At 64.3% G+C, this 18249-nt stretch carries 16 protein-coding genes and 1 pseudogene; 12 read left to right on the top strand and 5 right to left on the bottom strand.

Translation table 11 applies throughout. The annotated features are described in order from the left end of the window. Nucleotides 1–3 precede the first annotated feature (3 nt). Together NKJ37_RS11790 and xylB are read left to right on the top strand one after the other, a co-directional pair. Nucleotides 4–1322, top strand: a pseudogene (locus tag NKJ37_RS11790) (tetratricopeptide repeat protein). Nucleotides 1323–1404: 82 nt separating this feature from the next. Then, nucleotides 1405–2859 carry a xylulokinase gene (gene xylB, locus NKJ37_RS11785; protein ID WP_352722541.1) on the top strand — a complete coding sequence of 485 codons (1455 nt, stop codon included), beginning with the start codon at nt 1405–1407 and terminating at the stop codon, nt 2857–2859. Nucleotides 2860–3056: 197 nt separating this feature from the next. On the opposite strand, the gene NKJ37_RS11780 is transcribed toward xylB, so the two are convergent. Continuing rightward, nucleotides 3057–3419, bottom strand: coding sequence for a nuclear transport factor 2 family protein (locus tag NKJ37_RS11780; protein ID WP_023810584.1), 363 nt, complete (start codon nt 3417–3419; stop codon nt 3057–3059). 112 nt (nt 3420–3531) lie between these two features. Here NKJ37_RS11780 and xylA point away from each other — a divergent pair, with 112 nt between their 5' ends. The 3 genes from xylA (at nt 3532) to NKJ37_RS11765 (ending at nt 5963) form a co-directional block, all read left to right on the top strand. Beyond that, a complete protein-coding gene (gene xylA, locus NKJ37_RS11775; RefSeq protein ID WP_023810585.1) occupies nt 3532–4857 on the top strand; it encodes a xylose isomerase in 1326 nt (441 codons plus the stop codon). 252 nt (nt 4858–5109) lie between these two features. Next, complete coding sequence (locus tag NKJ37_RS11770) at nt 5110–5676, top strand: GNAT family N-acetyltransferase (protein WP_352773868.1); 567 nt, start codon at nt 5110–5112, stop codon at nt 5674–5676. Between the two features lie 83 nt (nt 5677–5759). After that, nucleotides 5760–5963 (top strand): hypothetical protein, encoded by a 204-nt coding sequence (locus NKJ37_RS11765; protein ID WP_023810587.1) that lies wholly within the window; start codon nt 5760–5762, stop codon nt 5961–5963. A 14-nt stretch (nt 5964–5977) separates the two neighbouring features. On the opposite strand, the gene NKJ37_RS11760 is transcribed toward NKJ37_RS11765, so the two are convergent. Further along, nucleotides 5978–6958 carry a GlxA family transcriptional regulator gene (locus NKJ37_RS11760; RefSeq protein WP_023810588.1) on the bottom strand — a complete coding sequence of 327 codons (981 nt, stop codon included), beginning with the start codon at nt 6956–6958 and terminating at the stop codon, nt 5978–5980. Nucleotides 6959–7035: 77 nt separating this feature from the next. On the opposite strand from NKJ37_RS11760, the gene bcoG reads away from it, so the two are divergent. The 7 genes from bcoG (at nt 7036) to NKJ37_RS11725 (ending at nt 14876) form a co-directional block, all read left to right on the top strand. After that, the gene (gene bcoG, locus NKJ37_RS11755) at nt 7036–7953 is read left to right on the top strand and encodes a 3-dehydrocarnitine:acetyl-CoA trimethylamine transferase BcoG (protein WP_023810589.1); all 918 of its coding nucleotides are present in this window, start codon (nt 7036–7038) and stop codon (nt 7951–7953) included. Between the two features lie 22 nt (nt 7954–7975). Next, on the top strand, nt 7976–8605 hold the full coding sequence (locus tag NKJ37_RS11750; protein WP_023810590.1) for an HD domain-containing protein: 630 nt from the start codon (nt 7976–7978) through the stop codon (nt 8603–8605). Continuing rightward, entirely contained in the window at nt 8602–9705 is a 1104-nt protein-coding gene (locus tag NKJ37_RS11745; protein WP_127322329.1) for a carnitine 3-dehydrogenase, read from the top strand. The genes NKJ37_RS11750 and NKJ37_RS11745 overlap by 4 nt, the downstream gene beginning before the upstream one ends. Before the next feature lie 3 nt (nt 9706–9708). Then, nucleotides 9709–10872, top strand: coding sequence for an acyl-CoA dehydrogenase family protein (locus NKJ37_RS11740; protein ID WP_352440490.1), 1164 nt, complete (start codon nt 9709–9711; stop codon nt 10870–10872). A gap of 3 nt (nt 10873–10875) precedes the next feature. Continuing rightward, nucleotides 10876–12954, top strand: a complete 2079-nt coding sequence (locus tag NKJ37_RS11735) for an acetate--CoA ligase family protein (protein ID WP_352440491.1) — start codon at nt 10876–10878, stop codon at nt 12952–12954. Further along, entirely contained in the window at nt 12947–13729 is a 783-nt protein-coding gene (locus NKJ37_RS11730) for a carnitinyl-CoA dehydratase (RefSeq protein WP_352440492.1), read from the top strand. The genes NKJ37_RS11735 and NKJ37_RS11730 overlap by 8 nt, the downstream gene beginning before the upstream one ends. Nucleotides 13730–13937: 208 nt before the next feature. Further along, nucleotides 13938–14876 (top strand): alpha/beta hydrolase, encoded by a 939-nt coding sequence (locus tag NKJ37_RS11725; protein ID WP_352440493.1) that lies wholly within the window; start codon nt 13938–13940, stop codon nt 14874–14876. 32 nt (nt 14877–14908) lie between these two features. On the opposite strand, the gene NKJ37_RS11720 is transcribed toward NKJ37_RS11725, so the two are convergent. From NKJ37_RS11720 to NKJ37_RS11710, 3 genes are all read right to left on the bottom strand, one after another. Continuing rightward, entirely contained in the window at nt 14909–16564 is a 1656-nt protein-coding gene (locus NKJ37_RS11720; RefSeq protein ID WP_352773867.1) for an FAD-binding dehydrogenase, read from the bottom strand. 40 nt (nt 16565–16604) lie between these two features. After that, complete coding sequence (locus NKJ37_RS11715) at nt 16605–17591, bottom strand: Gfo/Idh/MocA family protein (protein WP_352440495.1); 987 nt, start codon at nt 17589–17591, stop codon at nt 16605–16607. A gap of 67 nt (nt 17592–17658) precedes the next feature. Next, nucleotides 17659–18234 carry a YceI family protein gene (locus NKJ37_RS11710; RefSeq protein WP_352440496.1) on the bottom strand — a complete coding sequence of 192 codons (576 nt, stop codon included), beginning with the start codon at nt 18232–18234 and terminating at the stop codon, nt 17659–17661. Between the last annotated feature and the right edge of the window lie 15 nt (nt 18235–18249).

The raw sequence follows: 18249 nt of genomic DNA, 5'->3' as shown, positions 1-18249 counted from the left end.
CGCATGGCAACCAGGGACGCATTCGGCCTGGCATTTTCGGGCGCCACGGAGGCGGGATTCACCCCCTACAGCCAGGCAGTGCGTGAACTGCAGTGCTTCATCGGCGATCCCGTAGCCTCCGTCGACCGCGCCATCGCGGAAGATCCCGGCTTCGTCATGGCGCATGTCTTCAAGGGATATCTGTTCGGCCTCGCCACCGAGCGGGAGGCGACGGCCGTGGCCAAGGCCTGCCATGAGGCCGCACTGCCGCTTGCCGCGACCACGCGCGAGCGGGCGCATGTCTCGGCCCTCGGGCATCTCGCCAGCGGACGATGGCATCAAGCCAGCCGCATTCTCGAGGACATCACCATCGAGACGCCCCGCGACGGGCTGGCGCTGCAGGTCGGCCACCAGATCGATTTCTTCACCGGCAATGCACGCATGCTGCGCGACCGCATCGCACGCGCCCTGCCGTCATGGCAAAGCGGCATGCCCGGCTACCACGCCATGCTCGGCATGCAGGCCTTCGGGCTGGAGGAAATGGGTGATTATGCCAGGGCCGAGCAGCTTGGCCGCGCGGCGGTCGACATGGAGCCGCGCGATGGGCCCAGCACGCCGTCGCCCATGTCATGGAAATGCAGAGCCGGCAAAGGGATGGCATCGCCTGGATGCAGGCCAACCCGGAAGCGTGGACAAGGGAGAGCTTCCTGCAGGTGCACAATTGGTGGCACCTGGCGCTGTTCCATTACGATCTCGGCGAAACCGACGCGGTGCTGGCCCTCTATGACGGCCCTATCTACAGCGTGCAATCGACGATGGCGCTCAACATGGTCGATGCCTCGGCAGTCCTGTGGCGGCTCGCCCTGGGCAGCGTCGATGTCGGCGACCGCTGGGCAGCGCTTGCCGCCAATTGGCGCAAGGCCGGAGCGGGCCTTTATGCCTTCAACGATGCCCACGCGATGATGGCCTTTGTCGGTGCAGGGTTCGATGCGCCGGCCCTCGCTTTGCTCGAGGCGCAGCGCGAGGCCATGCGTGGCAGCGACGACAATGCGGCTTTCACGCGGGATGTCGGCCATCCGCTGACGCTCGCCATCAAGGCATTCGGTGAGGGCAGCTACACCGAGGCCGTGCGCCTGATCCGGCCGATCCGCTCGATCTCCCATCGCTTCGGCGGCAGCCACGCTCAGCGCGATGTTATCGACCTGACGCTGATCGAGGCAGCGTTGCGCGCCGGTGACGGTGCGCTGGCCAGGGCGCTCACGGCGGAGCGTTCGATGGCGCGGCCCGACAGTCCGCTGTCAGCGCTGTTTGTGCGACGCGCCGCCGATTTGTCGGAGAATTGACCCGAAGCGGATCTTGTTTTAAAAACTGACCAAGCCAGATTTTTTCGAGACCCGAAAAAATTAACTGGCGTGGGAGGAAGACATGTATCTGGGCCTCGATCTCGGGACGTCGGGCGTCAAGGCGCTGCTGATCGATGCCGGGCAAACCGTCATCGGTTCCGGCCACGGTTCGCTTGATGTTTCACGGCCGCATCCCGGCTGGTCGGAACAGAATCCCGAGCACTGGATCCGGGCCTGCGAAGACGCAATCGCCGAACTCAGATCCTCCCATCCGGATGAACTCGCGGCAGTCAAGGGCATTGGCCTGTCCGGGCAGATGCATGGCGCCACGCTGCTCGACGCCGCCGACAAGGTGCTGCGTCCCTGCATCCTGTGGAACGACACGCGCAGCCATGCCGAGGCGGCCGTGCTCGACGCCGATCCGCGCTTCCGCGCCCTGACCGGCAACATCGTCTTTCCCGGTTTCACCGCGCCGAAACTTGCCTGGGTGAAAAACAACGAACCCGCTCTCTTCGCCAAGGTCGCAAAAGTGCTGCTGCCCAAGGACTTCCTGCGGCTCTGGCTTTCGGGCGAACACATTTCGGAAATGTCGGATTCTGCCGGTACCTCCTGGCTCGATGTCGGCAAGCGGCGCTGGAGTACGGACCTGCTCGCAGCGACGTCGCTCGACGAGAGGCAGATGCCGTCGCTGGTTGAGGGTACGCACAAGGCAGGCGCACTGCGCAGCGAATTGGCATCGAAATGGGGCGTCCAGGCCGGCATTCCGATCGCCGGCGGCGCCGGCGACAATGCGGCCTCGGCCTGCGGCATGGGCACGGTCGGCGCCGGCCACGCTTTCGTCTCGCTCGGCACATCGGGCGTGCTGTTTGCCGCCAACGCTTCCTACCTGCCCAACCCGGCTAGCGCGGTTCACACCTTCTGCCACGCCCTGCCGAACACCTGGCATCAGATGGGGGTCATCCTGTCGGCGACGGATTCGCTCAACTGGCTGTCCGAAATCACCGGGAAGAGCGCCGGCGAATTGACCGCTCAGCTCGGCGACACATTGAAGGCGCCCAGCGGCGTGTCCTTCCTGCCTTATCTTTCGGGTGAGCGCACACCCTACAATGATGCCGCCATTCGCGGCGCGTTCACCGGGCTGGCGCATGAATCGAGCCGTGCCGTGCTGACCCAGGCCGTGCTGGAGGGTGTGGCCTTTGCCTTCCGCGACAGCCTCGAAGCCCTGGCCACGGCCGGCACGACCTTGACGCGGGTGACGGCGATCGGCGGCGGCTCGCGCTCGCACTACTGGTTGAAGGCGATTGCCACCGCGCTTCAACTGCCTGTCGACATTCCCGCCGACGGCGATTTCGGCGCCGCCTTTGGTGCCGCACGGCTCGGTCTGATTGCGGCAACGGATGCCGATCCGCTGGCTGTGTGCACGGCGCCCAGGACGGATGCTACCGTTGAACCGGACGCTGCGCTCGCTGGGGCGTATGCGGATGCATATCAGCGCTACCGGTCGCTGTACCCGGCAATTAAGAGCGTGACCGCGTGAGTGAGCGCGAGGCACCCCCCTCTGCCCTGCCGGGCATCTCCCCCGCGGGGGGGGAGATTAGCAGCGTTGGCGGGTATGCCAGTCCTGCAAGGTGGGTGATTGGCGAAGGCGCGGATGCCAACCAATCTCCCCCCTTGCGGGGGAGATGGCCGGTAGGCCAGAGGGGGGCGCTTCACGCCCGCCTCCCCCAGAAGTCCTTACTGCGCAGGCACCTTGTCGAGAAAGCCGGTGACGCTCCTCAGGCGGCCGTTCTCGATGATTCCGATGTCGGTACCTTCGATCACCGAAGGCGTCCCCTCAGGTCCGAGGTTCCACGAGAAGCGGATCTTGTCGGCAAAACCATCCGGCGTGCCCTTCAGCGAGAACCGGAAGCCGGCAAAGCGCTGCTGCACGCCGTCGATCAGAGCCGTGACGCCTTCATGGCCGTCGCCCTGCATGAGCGGATCACGATAGCTGACGTCTTCCGTGAAGGTTGCCTTGAGCAATTCGGCCCGGCGGCCGGCATCGCTTTCGTTCCAGGCGGTGATGTAGTTTTCAGCGATCTTGGTGAGGTCGGTCATGGTCTGTCTCCTTCGTTTGGTGGCTTTGACATGACCTTTTTCGACCAGCGCTGGCCTGAAACCAATTACGCCTGAGGTAATGGCGGCAGAACTTTGTGAGAGGACAGAAATCATGAGCAGCGGATTCTTCGGCGACATCAAGAAAATCAAATATGAAGGGCCGGATTCGACCAATCCGCTGGCCTATAGGTTCTACAATCCCGACGAGGTCGTCGCCGGCAAGCGGTTGGAAGATCATCTGCGCTTCGCCGTGGCCTACTGGCACTCCTTTGCCTGGCCGGGCGGCGATCCGTTCGGCGGCCAGACCTTCGACCGGCCGTGGTTTCCCAAGGCAGGCGGCACCGACACGATGGAGCTGGCAAAACTGAAAGCGGACGTCGCCTTCGAGATGTTCTCGCTGCTCGGCGCGCCCTATTTCTGCTTCCATGACGCCGATGTGCGGCCGGAGGGCAAGGACTTTTCCGAAAGTGCCGCGCGCCTCGACGAGATCGCCGATTACTTCGCGGGCAAGATGAAGCAGACCGGCGTCAAGCTGCTTTGGGGCACCGCCAATCTGTTCTCCAATCGCCGCTTCATGTCGGGTGCGGCCACCAATCCCGATCCGGACGTCTTTGCCTACGCGGCGGCGACGGTAAAAAGCTGCATCGACGTCACCAAGCGGCTGAAGGGCGAAAACTACGTGCTGTGGGGCGGGCGCGAAGGCTATGAGACGCTGCTCAACACCGACCTCGCGCGCGAGCAGGAACAGGCCGGCCGGTTCCTCAGCATGGTCGTCGACTACAAGCACAAGATCGGTTTCAAGGGCACGATCCTGATCGAGCCGAAGCCGCAGGAGCCGACCAAGCATCAGTACGATTACGATGTCGCCACCGTCTACGGCTTCCTCAAGCGCTTCGGGCTGGAGAAGGAGGTCAAGGTCAATATCGAGCAGGGCCACGCCATCCTGGCCGGCCATTCCTTTGAGCACGAACTGGCTCTGGCCAATGCGCTCGGCATTTTCGGTTCGATCGATATGAACCGCAACGACTACCAGTCGGGCTGGGACACCGACCAGTTCCCCAACAACGTGCCGGAAATGGCGCTGGCCTACTATCAGGTCCTGCAGGCCGGCGGCTTCAAGACCGGCGGCACCAATTTCGACGCCAAGCTGCGCCGCCAGTCGCTCGATCCGCAGGACCTGCTGATCGGCCATATCGGCGGCATGGATTCTTGCGCACGCGGCCTGAAAGCCGCGGCCGGCATGGTCGAGGACAAGGCGCTATCGGCGCCGCTGGCCGAACGTTATGCCGGCTGGAACACGGCCGAGGGCAAGGCGATGCTCGCCGGCAAGCGCACGCTGGAGGATATCGCCGAGCGCGTCGTCAAGAAGAAGATCGAGCCGCAGCCGAGGTCCGGTCGCCAGGAACTGCTGGAAAATATCGTCAACCGCTACGTGTAAGGCGCGCGCCGCTCCATCTCTGGACCGACATCCGACACCACTGGCTGAAAGCCGCCGCCATCGCCATCTGCTAGTCAGCCCACTTCGCACGAGGCTGCCGAGGATCGCACAGATCTTCGGCAGCCAGCGTGTGATCAAGATGCCACGCGTGCCGCCGAAAGAGGGCCCGTGCGGCAGCCTTTATTTTATGCATGTCGCCATCCCAAAATCGCTGTGCGCTTTTGGGCGACATGCATTGGCGGGAGACGGAAAATGGCAGAGGATCGAATCATCGTGCGCCCGGCGCAGGCGAGCGATATTCCGGCGTTGAAGCAGGTGCTGCATGAAACCTTCGAAGGCACATGGCTGCCGAACATCACCGAAGCAGCGGCGCGGCGCTATGTCGAGACGGATATTGGCGGGCGCTATGTCGACCAGAGCTGGCCTGAATTCGCCGTTGCCGAGATCGATGGCGAGGTCGCCGGCCTGATCCATTGGCGCGCGGATTTCATCGAGGCCCTGCACGTGACGGCATCCCGTCAAGGGCAAGGTGTCGGCCGCAAGCTGCTTTCCCACGCCGAACAGGCGATCGGCGCCGCCGGATTGGCGCAGGCGCGGCTGGAAACCGACACGTTCAATCTGCCCAAGCACTCTACAAGGCGGTCGGCTATATCGAGAAAAACCGCTATCCAGACGACGAATGGGACAGTGGCTTCACCACGGTGCTGTTCGAAAAGCGGCTGTAGATCTCTCCTTGACCTGACCTGCCAAGGCGCAGGAACAGCTTTGCGCATTGCCCGGTCCCGCGACATGGTTTTGCCCTTCGACGCCCTTCAATGACCTCGCTCTTGCCTTCAAACTGCCGTCACGAATCTCGTATAAGACTGGCTCGTGGCGGGAGAGGAAGAAGGAGGCGAACCGATATGCAGAACGAACGTGAAATCGACGCCCTGCTCTCACCTGGCGAGGCCGGATCGATCATCGACCGGCTGATGGCGATGCCGAGGAAATCCGACGACGCCAAGATTGCGAACGAATGGGATCGCGCTGTCGCCAGCCGCTTCGAGACCCGTCTGGCCAGGCAGATGCGCTCGCAGATCGACGGCGACCGTCAGAACGCGGCGTGATCGCCCGTTGAAACCTACCCCCTCCGCAATCTGACCGGCGCTTCGCCGAAAGTCCTTGAAAACGCTCTCGAAAATGCGGCGGCGGACGAGAACCCGGTCCGCCCGGCAATATCGGCCATGGCAACCCTCGTATCGACCACCAGCCGGCGCGCGGCGCCGAGGCGCAGCCTGAGGTAATAGGCGCCCGGTGTCTCGCCGATAGATTTGCGAAAGATGCTTTCCAGCGTCCGTGCCGTCACCCCGGCACGCTTTGCCACCGCCTCTATGGTCAGAGGCTGGTCGACATGCGCTTCCATCAGCCGGATCGCATGCGCCAGCCGCGGATCGTAGCCGTCGAGCCGGCCGAGCGAGACCAGCGGCTGTGCGTCGGTGGCGGCGCGCGCCTGGTCATAGATGAAGACGCTGGCGACATCGAGCGCCACCGCCATGCCGAGCCGCGTGCGGATGAGATGCAGCATCAGGTCGAAGGTCGGCGAAGCGCCGCCCGAGGTGAACACCGGCCCGTCGATGACGTAGCGATCCGGGCGGACATCGACGCCAGGGAAGGCCGAGGAAAAATCCTCCATGTCCTCCCAGTGGGTGGTGGCGCTGCGCCCTTCCAGCAGGCCGGCGCGTGCCACCAGCCAAGTGCCCGCCTCGACACCGCCGCAAGCACGCGCCGTGCGTGCGGCCCGGCGCAGTCCGGACAACAAAGCCGAAGTTGCATAGTTCTGGGTGCCGAAGCCGGCGACGACGACAAGGACGTCGGTTGGCTCGCCCGCGTCGAAACGGCCACTGACCGCCACCGGCAGGCCGCATGTGGTGACCGGAGCCTCGCCGGTCACCGAGACCAGCCGAAAATCGAACAGGGTCTCGCCGGAGATACGGTTGGCGGCGCGCAGCGGATCGACGGCCGAGGCCACGCACATGATCGACGAGCCGGAAAACACCAGCAGCGTCACCTTGAGCGGCAGACGCTCGGCGCGAAAGATCGTCGGTTTTTCGCTTTTTGTCATGGAAGCTTCGTAAAGCGCAAAACAGTTTCCGGCAAGTCGGGCATTGTTGTGGTCTGTTTCTATCGGAGGAGAGTTCCATGCCGCTTGCGATGAACCGTGAGGTCTTCATTACCTGTGCCGTGACCGGGTCCGGCGGGTCGCAGGACCGCAGCCCGCATGTGCCACGCTCGCCCAAGCAGATCGCCGATTCCGCCATCGACGCAGCCAAGGCGGGTGCGGCGATCGTGCACTGCCATGTGCGCGATCCCGAAACCGGCAAGCCGAGGCGCGATGTGCATCTCTACCGCGAAGTGACCGAGCGCATCCGCGCGGCGGAAGTCGACGTCATCCTGAACCTGACCGCCGGCATGGGCGGCGACATGGTGTTCGGATCGCCGGAAGCGCCGCTGCCGCTCAACGAAAAAGGCACCGACATGGGCGGCGCCACCAACCGCATGGAACATGTGCGCCAGTGCCTGCCGGAAATCTGCACGCTCGACTGCGGCACCATGAATTTCGCCGAAGCCGACTATGTCATGACCAACACGCCCGGCATGCTGCGCGCCATGGGCGGCATGATGACGGCGCTCGGCGTCAAGCCGGAGATCGAGGCTTTCGACACCGGTCATCTGTGGTTCGCCAAGCAGCTGGTCGAGGAAAAAGTACTCAACCCTGATGCGCTGGTGCAGCTCTGCATGGGCGTGCCGTGGGGTGCGCCTGACGACCTCAACACCTTCATGGCCATGGTCAACAATGTCCCGTCCACCTGGAACTGGTCGGCCTTCGCCATCGGCCGCAACCAGATGGCCTATGCCGCGGCGGCGGTGCTGGCTGGCGGCAATGTCAGGGTAGGTCTCGAAGACAATCTGTGGCTCGACAAGGGCGTGCTGGCGACCAATGCGCAGCTGGTCGAGCGTGCCGCCAGCATCGTCACCAATCTCGGCGCCAGGATTCTTGGGCCGGAAGAGGTGCGGCAAAAGCTCAACCTCACCAAGCGGGCGCCGATCGCGGCATAAATTATTCATCGGGAGGGTCGGCATGACTACCGTAAAATTCACCGCGATGAAGGATGGCGACCGGGACGACTACGAGTTCCTGACCGCGCATGAGATCGACTATGCGGCAAGGACAGGCGAGCGGCTGCTCGATGCGCTGGTGCAGCTCGACGCGGGCCTGTCGGGCTACAAGATCACCCGGCTCGGCCATTCGCTGCAGGCGGCGACGCGTGCCTGGCGCGACGGCGCCGACACCGACTGGATCGCCTGCGCGCTGCTGCACGACATCGGCGACATTTACGCGCCATACAATCACGACGAATATGCCGCTTCGATCCTGAAACCCTTCGTGCGCGAACAATGCACCTGGGTGGTGGAAAAGCATGGCGACTTCCAGCGGCTCTACTATGCCCATCATCTGGGCGGTAACCGCCATGCGCGCGACCGCTTTGCCGGCCACGCCTATTTCGACGATTGCGACCAGTTTTGCGAACGCTGGGACCAGTCGAGCTTCGACCCCGACTATGACACCCTGCCGATCGAATTCTTCCGGCCCTTCGTGCTCGAAGCCTTTGCCCGCAAGGCCTACGACCCGTCCGTGATCCGCGCCGGCGAACGCGTGCCGCTCATAGATCCCACAACCGCCATGACCAGAACCGGAGCTTCCGCATGAGCATCATCAACAAGGCAGCCGCCATCGGTGGCGGCGTCATCGGCGCCGGCTGGGTGGCGCGGCTGCTGCTCAACGGCATCGACGTGTCGATCTTCGATCCCGATCCCGAGGCGTCGCGCAAGGTCGGCGAAGTGATGAAGGGCGCGCGCCGCGCCTACAAGCAGATGGTGCCCGGCGGCCTGCCCAAGGAGGGCAAGCTGACCTTCGCCAAGACCATCGCCGAGGCAGTGGCCGATGCCGATTTCATTCAGGAAAGCGTGCCGGAACGGCTCGACCTCAAGCACCGGGTGCTCGCCGAGATCGATACCCACGCGCCGGCCAATGCGATTGTCGGCTCATCGACCTCCGGCATCAAGCCGACCGACATGCAGGTGGCGATGAAGAAGCATCCGGAGCGGCTGGTCGTCGGCCATCCGTTCAACCCGGTCTATCTCCTGCCGCTGGTCGAGATCGTCGGTGGCGAGCAGACCTTTCCCGAGGCGATCGAGGTCGCCAAGGAGATGTATGCCTCGATCGGCATGAAGCCGGTCGTCATCCGCAAGGAGATCGAGGCCTTCGTCGGCGACCGCCTGCTCGAAGCGGCATGGCGCGAGGCGCTGTGGCTGATCAAGGACGGCATCTGCACGGTCGAGGAACTCGACGACATCATGCGCTACGGCTTCGGCCTGCGCTGGGCGCAGATGGGCATGTTCCAGGTCTATCGCGTCGCCGGCGGCGAGGCCGGCATGCGCCACTTCATGGCGCAGTTCGGGCCCTGCCTGAAATGGCCATGGACCAAGCTGATGGATGTGCCGGAGTTCAACGACGAGTTGGTCGACCTGATCGCCACGCAGTCGGACGACCAGGCGCATGGCCTGTCGATCCGCGAACTGGAAAAGATCCGCGACGATAATCTGGTCGCCATCATGGACGCGCTGTCGAAGCAGAACAAAGGCAAGGGCTGGGGCGCCGGCGCCCTGCACAAGGACTATACTAGGCAGCTGGCCAAACTGGCGGCGAAGAAGCCCACGGCCTCCAAGGCGGCCGAGAAGGCCAAGGCGTTGAAGCCGGTGAAAAAAGCCGAGAAGCCGAAGAAAAAGACCGGCAAGAAGAAGGGCTGAAGCATGGATTTCGGGCTGTCGGAAGAACAGAGGCTCATCGTCGAGACGACGAAGGCGTTCGTCGAGAACGAGCTATACCCGCATGAGCGCGAGGTCGAGCGCACCGGCGTGCTGCGCCGCGACCTGATCGAGGAGATCAAGGTCAAGGCGATCGAAGCCGGGCTCTATGCCGCCAACATGCCGGCCGATGTCGGCGGCGCTGGCCTGGATACGGTGACCTGGCTGCTCTACGAAAAGGAACTCGGCCGCGCCAACTATGCGCTGCACTGGACCTGCGTGGCGCGGCCCTCCAACATCCTCTTGGCCGGCACGCCCGAGCAGCGCGAGAAGTATCTGTTCCCCTGCATCCGCGGCGAGAAATGGGACTGCCTGGCGATGACCGAGCCGGGCGCCGGCTCCGACCTGCGCGGCATGAAGGCGACGGCCGTGCAGGATGGCGACGACTGGGTGCTCAACGGCACCAAGCATTTTATCTCCCACGCCGACCTCGCCGACTTTGCTATCGTGTTCATGGCTTCCGGCGAAGAGGATTCGCCGCGCGGCAAGCGCAAGAAGATCACCGCCTTTTTTGTCGATAAGGGCACCAAAGGCTTCACCGTTCGCGATGGCTACCGCAACGTCTCGCATCGCGGCTACACCAACGCCATCCTCGAATTCGACGATTGCCGGCTTCCCGCCGCCCAAGTGTTGGGCGAAGTCCATAAAGGGTTCGACGTCGCCAATTCATGGCTCGGCGCCACCCGCCTGCAGGTCGGCGCGACCTGTCTCGGCCGTGCCGAGCGGGCGCTTGGCCATGCGGTGGAATATGCCGCGCAGCGCCAGCAGTTCGGCCAGCAGATCGGCAAGTTCCAGGGCGTATCGTTCAAGCTTGCCGACATGGCGACCGAACTGAAGGCCGCCGACCTGATGGTGTTCGAAGCCGGCTGGAAGTACGATCAGGGCACAGTCACCGACCAGGACATGGCCATGGCCAAACTGAAGGCCACCGAAATGCTTGCATACGTTGCCGATGAAGCGATCCAGATCCATGGCGGCATGGGGCTGATGGACGATTTGCCGCTGGAGCGCATCTGGCGCGACGCCCGCGTCGAGCGCATCTGGGAGGGCACGTCGGAAATCCAGCGCCACATCATTTCACGGGCGCTGCTGCGTCCGTTTGGGGCATAACATATGCATAAACTTGAGCGTCTCCTGCGGCCGAAGTCGATTGCCGTATTCGGCGGTGCGCAGGCTGCAGCCGTCGTCGCGCAATCGATCAAGATGGGCTTTGCCGGCGAGATCTGGCCGGTGCATCCGACCAAGGACGAGGTCGCCGGCCGCAAGGCCTATCGCTCGGTCGCCGACCTGCCGGCCGCGCCGGACGCCGCCTTTGTCGGCGTCAACCGGCATTTGACCATAGAGGTGGTCAAGGCGCTGGCCGAACGCGGCGCCGGCGGCGCCGTCTGCTTTGCCGCCGGCTTCCTCGAAACCGAGGCCTATGACGACGACGGCGAGCGGCTGCAGGCCGAGCTGGTCGGGGCGGCCGGCTCGATGCCGATCATCGGGCCGAATTGCTACGGCCTGATCAATTATGCCGACGGCGCGCTTCTGTGGCCCGACCAGCATGGCGGGATAAGACTGGCCGAGGGCGGCAAGGGCGTCGCCATCATCACCCAGTCCTCCAACATCGCCATCAACATGACGATGCAAAGGCGCGGCCTGCCGATCGCCTTCCTGATGACCGCCGGCAACCAGGCGCAGACCGGCCTGTCCGAAATGGCGCTCGGCCTGATCGAGGACGAGCGGGTCACGTCGCTCGGCCTGCATATCGAGGCTTTCGATTCGGTAGCCGGCTTCGAGCGGCTGGCGGCACGGGCGCGCGAGCTGAAGAAGCCGATCATCGCCATGAAGGTCGGCCGTTCCGAACAGGCCAGGCAGGCGACTGTCTCGCATACCGCCTCGCTGGCCGGCTCGGACGCGGCCTCGGGTGCGTTCCTGCGGCGGCTCGGCATTGCGAGAGTCGATTCGATCCCCGCCTTCATCGAGGCGCTGAAGCTGCTGCACATCACCGGCCCGCTGCCAGGCTATAGGCTGTCGTCGATGAGCTGCTCCGGCGGCGAGGCCTCCGTCATGGCCGACAGCGCCGAAGGGCGCTGGGTCAATTTCCCTGTGCTGATCGACAGCCACCGCGCCCATGTCAAATCGACGCTCGGGCCGCTGGTCGCGGTCGCCAATCCCTTGGACTATCACACCTTCATCTGGAACAACGAGCCGGCGATGACCGCCACCTTCACCGCCATGGTGTCGGGCGGCTTCGACCTCAACATGCTGGTGCTCGATTTTCCGCGCCCCGACCGCTGCTCGGTCACCGACTGGTGGGCGACGCTGCGCGCCTTCGAATCGGCGCTGAAGACCAACAAGGCGCATGGCGCGATCGTCTCCTCGTTGCCGGAGAACCTGCCGGAGGAATACACGGCCGAGTTGATGGCGCGCGGCATGGTGCCGTTGTTCGGCATTTCGGAAGCCATGGATGCCGCCGGGGCGGCGGCCTTCATCGGCTGGGCTTGGGCTGAACCGCAGGCGCAGCCGATCGACACGTCCGCATCCGGTGCGCCTGGCGGCGACCACGTCACGCCCGATGAGGCCGAGGCGAAGTCACGGCTGATCAAGGCTGGCCTGCCGGTGCCGAAGGGCGAACGCGCCGCCAATGCGGTCGAGGCGGTGATCTCTTCCATGGCGCTCGGCTTCCCGGTGGCGTTGAAGGCGCTCGGCGTCACTCACAAATCCGAAGTTGGCGCTGTCAGGCTCAATCTCAGGGATGCCGAATCCGTCAGCACCGCAGCGCATGACCTGCTGCCGCTCGGCACCGGGCTCTATGTCGAGCGCATGGTGCGCGACGGTGTCGCTGAACTGATCGTCGGCTTCACCCGCGATCCGATGTTCGGCGCGGTGATGACCTTGGGCACAGGCGGCGTGCTGGTCGAGCTGTTGCGCGACAGCGTCACGCTGATGCTGCCGGCAACCCGCGACGACATCGAGGCGGCGTTGCGCGGCCTGAAGCTGTTCCCGCTGCTCGAAGGCTATCGCGGCCGGCCGAAGGCCGATGTCCAGGCCGCCATCGACGCCATTTCGGGCATTGCCGCCTTCGTGCAGCAGAATGCCGGCGAGATCGAGGAACTCGATATCAACCCGCTGATCGTCTGCGCGGAGGGCAAAGGCGCCTGGATCGCCGACGCACTGCTGGTGCTGGGAGACAAGAAGAATGTCTGACGTCATTTCGACCCGCCGCGAGGGCACCATCCTCGAAGTCACGCTCGACCGGCCCAAGGCCAACGCCATCGACCTGAAGACCTCGCGGCTGATGGGCGAGACGTTCAAGGCATTCCGAGACGATCCGGAGCTTCGCGTCGCCATCGTCAAGACCGCCGGCGACAAGTTCTTCTGTGCCGGCTGGGATTTGAAGGCGGCCGCCGGCGGCGATGCGGTCGATGGCGACTATGGCGTCGGCGGCTTTGCCGGGCTGCAGGAGTTGCGCGACCTCAACAAGCCGGTGATCGCTTGCGTCAACGGTATGGCGGTCGGAGGCGGCTTCGAGCTGGCGCTGTCCTGCGACCTCATCTACGCCTCCGATCATTCCTCCTTCGCGCTGCCCGAGATTCGCGCCGGCACGCTGGCCGACGCCGCGACGATCAAGCTGCCGAAGCGCATCCCCTACCATGTCGCCATGGACCTTCTGCTGACCGGCCGCTGGATGGATGTGGCCGAGGCGCATCGCTGGGGCCTGGTCAACGAAGTGCTGCCAAAGGAAAGGCTGGAAGATCGCGTCTGGGAGATCGCCCGGCTGCTGGCCGGCGGCCCGCCGCTGGTGTTTGCCGCGATCAAGGAAACGGCGCGGGTGGCCGAGGCGCTGACCTTCCAGGACGCGATGAACAGGGTGACGCGGCGGCAGCTGCCGACGGTCGATGCGCTCTACGGCTCCGAGGACGGCATGGAGGGTTTTCGCGCTTTTGCGGAGAAGCGTGAGCCGGTTTGGAAGGGGAAGTAGCAGGAACGATGGCGTTCCGTCACACCCCCCTCTGCCCTGCCGGGCATCTCCCCCGCAAGGGGGGAGATCGGACGTCGTTTCTGCTTTCGCCAATAGTCGACGCTGCAAGAAGAGCACCGCGATCGAAACTGCCAATCTCCCCTCTTGCGGGGGAGATGGCCGGCAGGCCAGAGGGGGGTGCCCAGGTTCGACTTCGGCAGCCTCACTCATGACCGACTACAAAACCCTCATCGACGCCGAGACCTGGGCCTTCATCGAGCGGACCAACTCTTACTATCCACCGGACACGATCGACTACACGATCGCGCAGCAGCGCGAGATTTACGATCGCATGTGCCGGGAATTCTTTGCCGGCTACCCCGAGGGGGTCACGGTTGAAACATCCGCCATTGCAACGCCCACGCACGACATCCCGATCCGCATCTACCGAAGCACACGCGAGGCTGCGGTGACGGTGCTCTATGTCCATGGTGGCGGCTTTATCCTTGGTGGGTTGGACAGCCACGACGATGTCTGCGCTGAACTCTGTGCCCGCACCGGCTATGAGGTGGTTTCGGTCGACTACCGGCTGGCGCCGGAACATCTGCATCCGGCCGCCTTCGACGATGCGATGAGCGCCTTCGAATGGGCCACCTCCACCCGCAACCACCCAATTCTGCTGTGCGGCGACAGCGCCGGCGGCAATCTATGCGCCGCCGTCAGTCACGCCACGCGCGGCCATTCGAAAAGGCCGGTTGGCCAGGTGCTGATCTATCCCGGCCTCGGCGGCGACCGGTCGCAAGGATCGTACATAACGCATGCCGAAGCGCCGATGCTGACCACGCGCGATCTCGAATTCTACAAGAACATCCGCACCGGCGGGCAAGACGGCACCGGCGACATCACGCAGTCGCCGCTTGCCGACGCCGATTTCGCCTACCTGCCGCCGACAGTGCTGATCACCGCGCAATGCGATCCCCTGTCGTCCGACGGCGAAGCCTATCGCGACCGCATCGTCGCGGCCGGCGGACGGGCATACTGGTTCGAGGAACCGGGCCTGGTGCACGGCTATCTCAGGGCCCGGCACACGGTCGGCCGCGCCCGCGCGAGTTTTACCCGGATCGTTGACGCGGTTGCTGCCCTTGGACAGGGTGCCTGGCACTGGTGAGCGGTCTTTTCGCCTCGCCGCCTGAAACCTTATTACACCGAGGCAGCCGCCGACCGGCCGGCGCTGCGGCCGGAAAAGATGCAGCCGCCGAGGAAGGTGCCTTCGAGCGCCGCATAGCCATGCACGCCGCCGCCGCCGAAGCCGGCGGCTTCGCCGACCGCATAGAGCCCGGCGACCGGCAGGCCATCGGCATCCAGCACGCGGCTGTCGAGGTCGGTCTGCAGGCCACCCAGCGTCTTGCGGGTCAGGATGTTGAGCCGCACCGCGATCAGCGGGCCGTTTGCCGGGTCGAGCATCTTGTGCGGCTTTGCCGTGCGGATCAGCCGGTCGCCGAGATAGGCACGGGCGCCGCGCAAAGCGGTGATCTGCATGTCCTTGGAGAACGGATTGTCGAGCTGCCGGTCGCGGGCGCGGATTTCGCGCTCGACCTGGGCCACCTCAAGAAGCGGCTCACCGCCGGCAAGCGCGTTCATGCGCGCGACCAGCGCCGGCAAATCAGCCTCGACGATGAAATCCTCGCCCTTCTCCATGAACGCCTTGACCGGACCCGGAATGCCAGATGTGGCGCGGCCGAGCACCTGGCGCCAGCTCTTGCCGGTCAAATCAGGGTTCTGCTCGGAGCCCGACAGCGCGAACTCCTTCTGGATGATCTTTTTGGTCAGGATGAACCAGGAATAGTCAAAGCCTGTGCTCATGATGTGGGAGAGCGTGCCCAGCGTGTCGAAACCGGGATAGAGCGGCACCGGCAAGCGCTTGCCGCGCGCATCGAGCCACAGCGATGACGGGCCGGGCAGGATGCGTATCGCATGGTCGGTCCAGATCGGCGCCCAGTTCTTGATGCCCTCGACATAGTGCCACATGCGGTCGCGGTTGACGATCGAGCCGCCGGCCCGTTCGGTGATCGCCAGCATGCGGCCGTCGACATGGTCGGGCACACCGGTGATCATGCGCTTGGGCGCCGCGCCAAGCCGCTTGGGCCAATTCTCCCGCACCAGTTGATGGTTGGCGCCGATGCCGCCGGAGGCGACGATCACCGCTTGGGCGTGAAGCTCGAAATCACCTGATATTTCGCGCGAACTCTTGTGGCCGCGCTCGACAGCGCTGGGCTGCAGGATGTCGCCACGCACACCGGTCACAACAGCACCCGTCCGCGTCAGTTCATTGACCCGATGACGGAACTTGAAGCTTATCAATCCGCGTTTTTGTGCCTCGCGCACGCGCTGCACGAACGGTTCGAGAACGCCGGGGCCGGTGCCCCAGGTGATGTGGAAGCGCGGCACCGAATTGCCGTGGCCGATGGCATTGCCGCCGCCGCGCTCGGCCCAGCCGACCACCGGAAAGAATTTCAGGCCGCGCTGCATCAGCCAGGAGCGTTTTTCGCCGGCGGCGAAGCCGACATAGGCTTCCGCCCATCTGCGCGGCCAGAAATCCTCGGGCCGATCGAAAGCCGCGGTGCCCAGCCAGTCTTCCAGCGCCAGGTCATGCGAATCGCGGATGCGCATGCGCCGCTGCTCGGGCGAATCGACGAGGAAAAGGCCGCCGAACGACCAGAACGCCTGGCCGCCGAGCGACTGCTCCGGCTCCTGGTCGACGATGATGATTTTCTTGCCGGCCTCGGCAAGCTCGGCGGCGGCAACCAGCCCTGCAAGGCCAGCGCCGACAATGATCACGTCCGCATCGTCAGCCATCTTTCCTCCCAGAATTAGCCGGCTAATTCAACGCAAGGGGTCAGACGGCCTCCCAGCCTTCTTTGCCGCCGGCGCGGAAGATGGCATCGATGACTTTCTGATTGAGCACAGATTCCTCCAGCGTGAAGACGCGCTCCTTGCCGCCCTGTGCCGCACGCGCGAAGGTCTCGACCTCCAGCCGGTACTGCTGCGTGCCGGGAAAGCGGAACACCTGCGCCTCGGAGTGGTTCTGGTTGTGCAGTTCGACGCGGTGGTGGTCGTAGAGCCCGGCATTGAAAGGCGAGAACAACTCGATGAAACCCTTCTCACCGTGGAACACCATGACCTGGCGCGCCGCCATCTGCGTCGACAGGTAGAAGGACAGTTCGAAGTCACCGAAATCGGCGCGGATCGAGGAATAGATGTCGGTGCCGAATTTCTGGTCGCGCTCGATCGTCGCCTGCACGCGCAGCGGCTCCTTGCCGGTCGAAAAGCGCGTCGACACGGTCGGGTAGACGCCGATGTCGGGCAGCGCGCCGCCGCCGAGGTCGAGCTGGTTGCGCATGTTGCTGGGGTCGACATTGTAGTAGGAGAAGGCACCCTGCACATGGCGCAGCCGGCCGATGGCGCCGCTGGCGATCAGGTCGCGTACCTTGATCCATTGCGGGTGGTAGATGACCATGAAGGCCTCGCAGACCAGCACCTTTTTCTGGTCGCGCAGCTTGATCAGCGGAAGAATGTCGTTGGCGTCGAGCGCCAGCGGCTTTTCGACCAGCACGTGCTTGCCGGCTTCGATGGCCTTTGCCGTCCATTCGACATGCTGCGAAGTCGGCAGCGGGATGTAGACGCCGTCTACTTCTTTCGAGGCGAGCAGTTCCTCATAGGAGCCGAAGGCATGCCGCGCGCCGAAGCGGTCGGCGAGCGCCTTGGCCTTCGACAGGTCGCGGCTGGCGATCGCCGACAGCACGCCATTCTCCGCCTCGACCATGGCCGGCAACAAATGCTCGCGGCCGATCTTGGCCGTCGACAACACACCCCATCGGAACATCAGGCTTCTCCTCTCGATTACAGGCGACGAGGTTTGCCCGAAATCGCCGGAAAAGCCAATGACAAGGTCAGCCCCTTTTGCCGGTCAGCGTCATGTCGAAGTCGACGATGTTGGAATAGATCGGCGTGCCGACATCCATGCCGTAGCGTGACCTCAACACCTTGCCGGTGACATGGAATTTTATGGTGCCAGCCTTGAGACCGCCAAGCTCGGCCGTGAATTTTTCCGGGAACGTCTTGCCGCGCGCCGTCAGCCGGCCGCTGACGAGGGCCGTGGTGTCGCTGGTTCGGGTCACGCTGGTCGAGCGGAACTGGATTTCCGGGTTCTTGGCGGCATCGAACACCGCGTCGGAGCGCAGGAAGGCATCGATACGGCCTTGGCCGGTGCTGACGCTTTCGGGAAAGATGGTGAAATTGACCTGCGAGCGCGCGACATCGCTGTTGTCGATGCGGATCGAGCCCTTGAAGCGGGCGAAGGCGCCATCAAGGCCGCCGCCGCCGACCTTGCCGATGGAAAAGCGGATGCTGGAGTTGGCCGGGCTGATCGAATAGCTGCCGGCGGCGTCACCAAGCGCGACGGCCGCTGAAACAGGCATGGCAAGGCAAGCGGCGACCGCCGCAAATCCGAGGATGCGCGTGTACATGGAGGTGTTCCTTTT

The sequence above is a fragment of the Mesorhizobium sp. M0140 genome, from assembly GCF_040322475.1.
Classification (GTDB): Bacteria; Pseudomonadota; Alphaproteobacteria; order Rhizobiales; family Rhizobiaceae; genus Mesorhizobium.
This window is presented reverse-complemented; position numbering and strand designations above follow the sequence as displayed.

Excerpts from the sequence above, each read along its gene's own strand:
- xylB (WP_352722541.1), top strand. The coding sequence starts at position 1,405 with ATGTATCTGGGCCTCGATCTCGGGACGTCGGGCGTCAAGGCGCTGCTG.
- NKJ37_RS11780 (WP_023810584.1), bottom strand. The coding sequence starts at position 3,419 with ATGACCGACCTCACCAAGATCGCTGAAAACTACATCACCGCCTGGAAC.
- xylA (WP_023810585.1), top strand. The coding sequence starts at position 3,532 with ATGAGCAGCGGATTCTTCGGCGACATCAAGAAAATCAAATATGAAGGG.
- NKJ37_RS11770 (WP_352773868.1), top strand. The coding sequence starts at position 5,110 with ATGGCAGAGGATCGAATCATCGTGCGCCCGGCGCAGGCGAGCGATATT.
- NKJ37_RS11765 (WP_023810587.1), top strand. The coding sequence starts at position 5,760 with ATGCAGAACGAACGTGAAATCGACGCCCTGCTCTCACCTGGCGAGGCC.
- NKJ37_RS11760 (WP_023810588.1), bottom strand. The coding sequence starts at position 6,958 with ATGACAAAAAGCGAAAAACCGACGATCTTTCGCGCCGAGCGTCTGCCG.
- bcoG (WP_023810589.1), top strand. The coding sequence starts at position 7,036 with ATGCCGCTTGCGATGAACCGTGAGGTCTTCATTACCTGTGCCGTGACC.
- NKJ37_RS11750 (WP_023810590.1), top strand. The coding sequence starts at position 7,976 with ATGACTACCGTAAAATTCACCGCGATGAAGGATGGCGACCGGGACGAC.
- NKJ37_RS11745 (WP_127322329.1), top strand. The coding sequence starts at position 8,602 with ATGAGCATCATCAACAAGGCAGCCGCCATCGGTGGCGGCGTCATCGGC.
- NKJ37_RS11740 (WP_352440490.1), top strand. The coding sequence starts at position 9,709 with ATGGATTTCGGGCTGTCGGAAGAACAGAGGCTCATCGTCGAGACGACG.
- NKJ37_RS11735 (WP_352440491.1), top strand. The coding sequence starts at position 10,876 with ATGCATAAACTTGAGCGTCTCCTGCGGCCGAAGTCGATTGCCGTATTC.
- NKJ37_RS11730 (WP_352440492.1), top strand. The coding sequence starts at position 12,947 with ATGTCTGACGTCATTTCGACCCGCCGCGAGGGCACCATCCTCGAAGTC.
- NKJ37_RS11725 (WP_352440493.1), top strand. The coding sequence starts at position 13,938 with ATGACCGACTACAAAACCCTCATCGACGCCGAGACCTGGGCCTTCATC.
- NKJ37_RS11720 (WP_352773867.1), bottom strand. The coding sequence starts at position 16,564 with ATGGCTGACGATGCGGACGTGATCATTGTCGGCGCTGGCCTTGCAGGG.
- NKJ37_RS11715 (WP_352440495.1), bottom strand. The coding sequence starts at position 17,591 with ATGTTCCGATGGGGTGTGTTGTCGACGGCCAAGATCGGCCGCGAGCAT.
- NKJ37_RS11710 (WP_352440496.1), bottom strand. The coding sequence starts at position 18,234 with ATGTACACGCGCATCCTCGGATTTGCGGCGGTCGCCGCTTGCCTTGCC.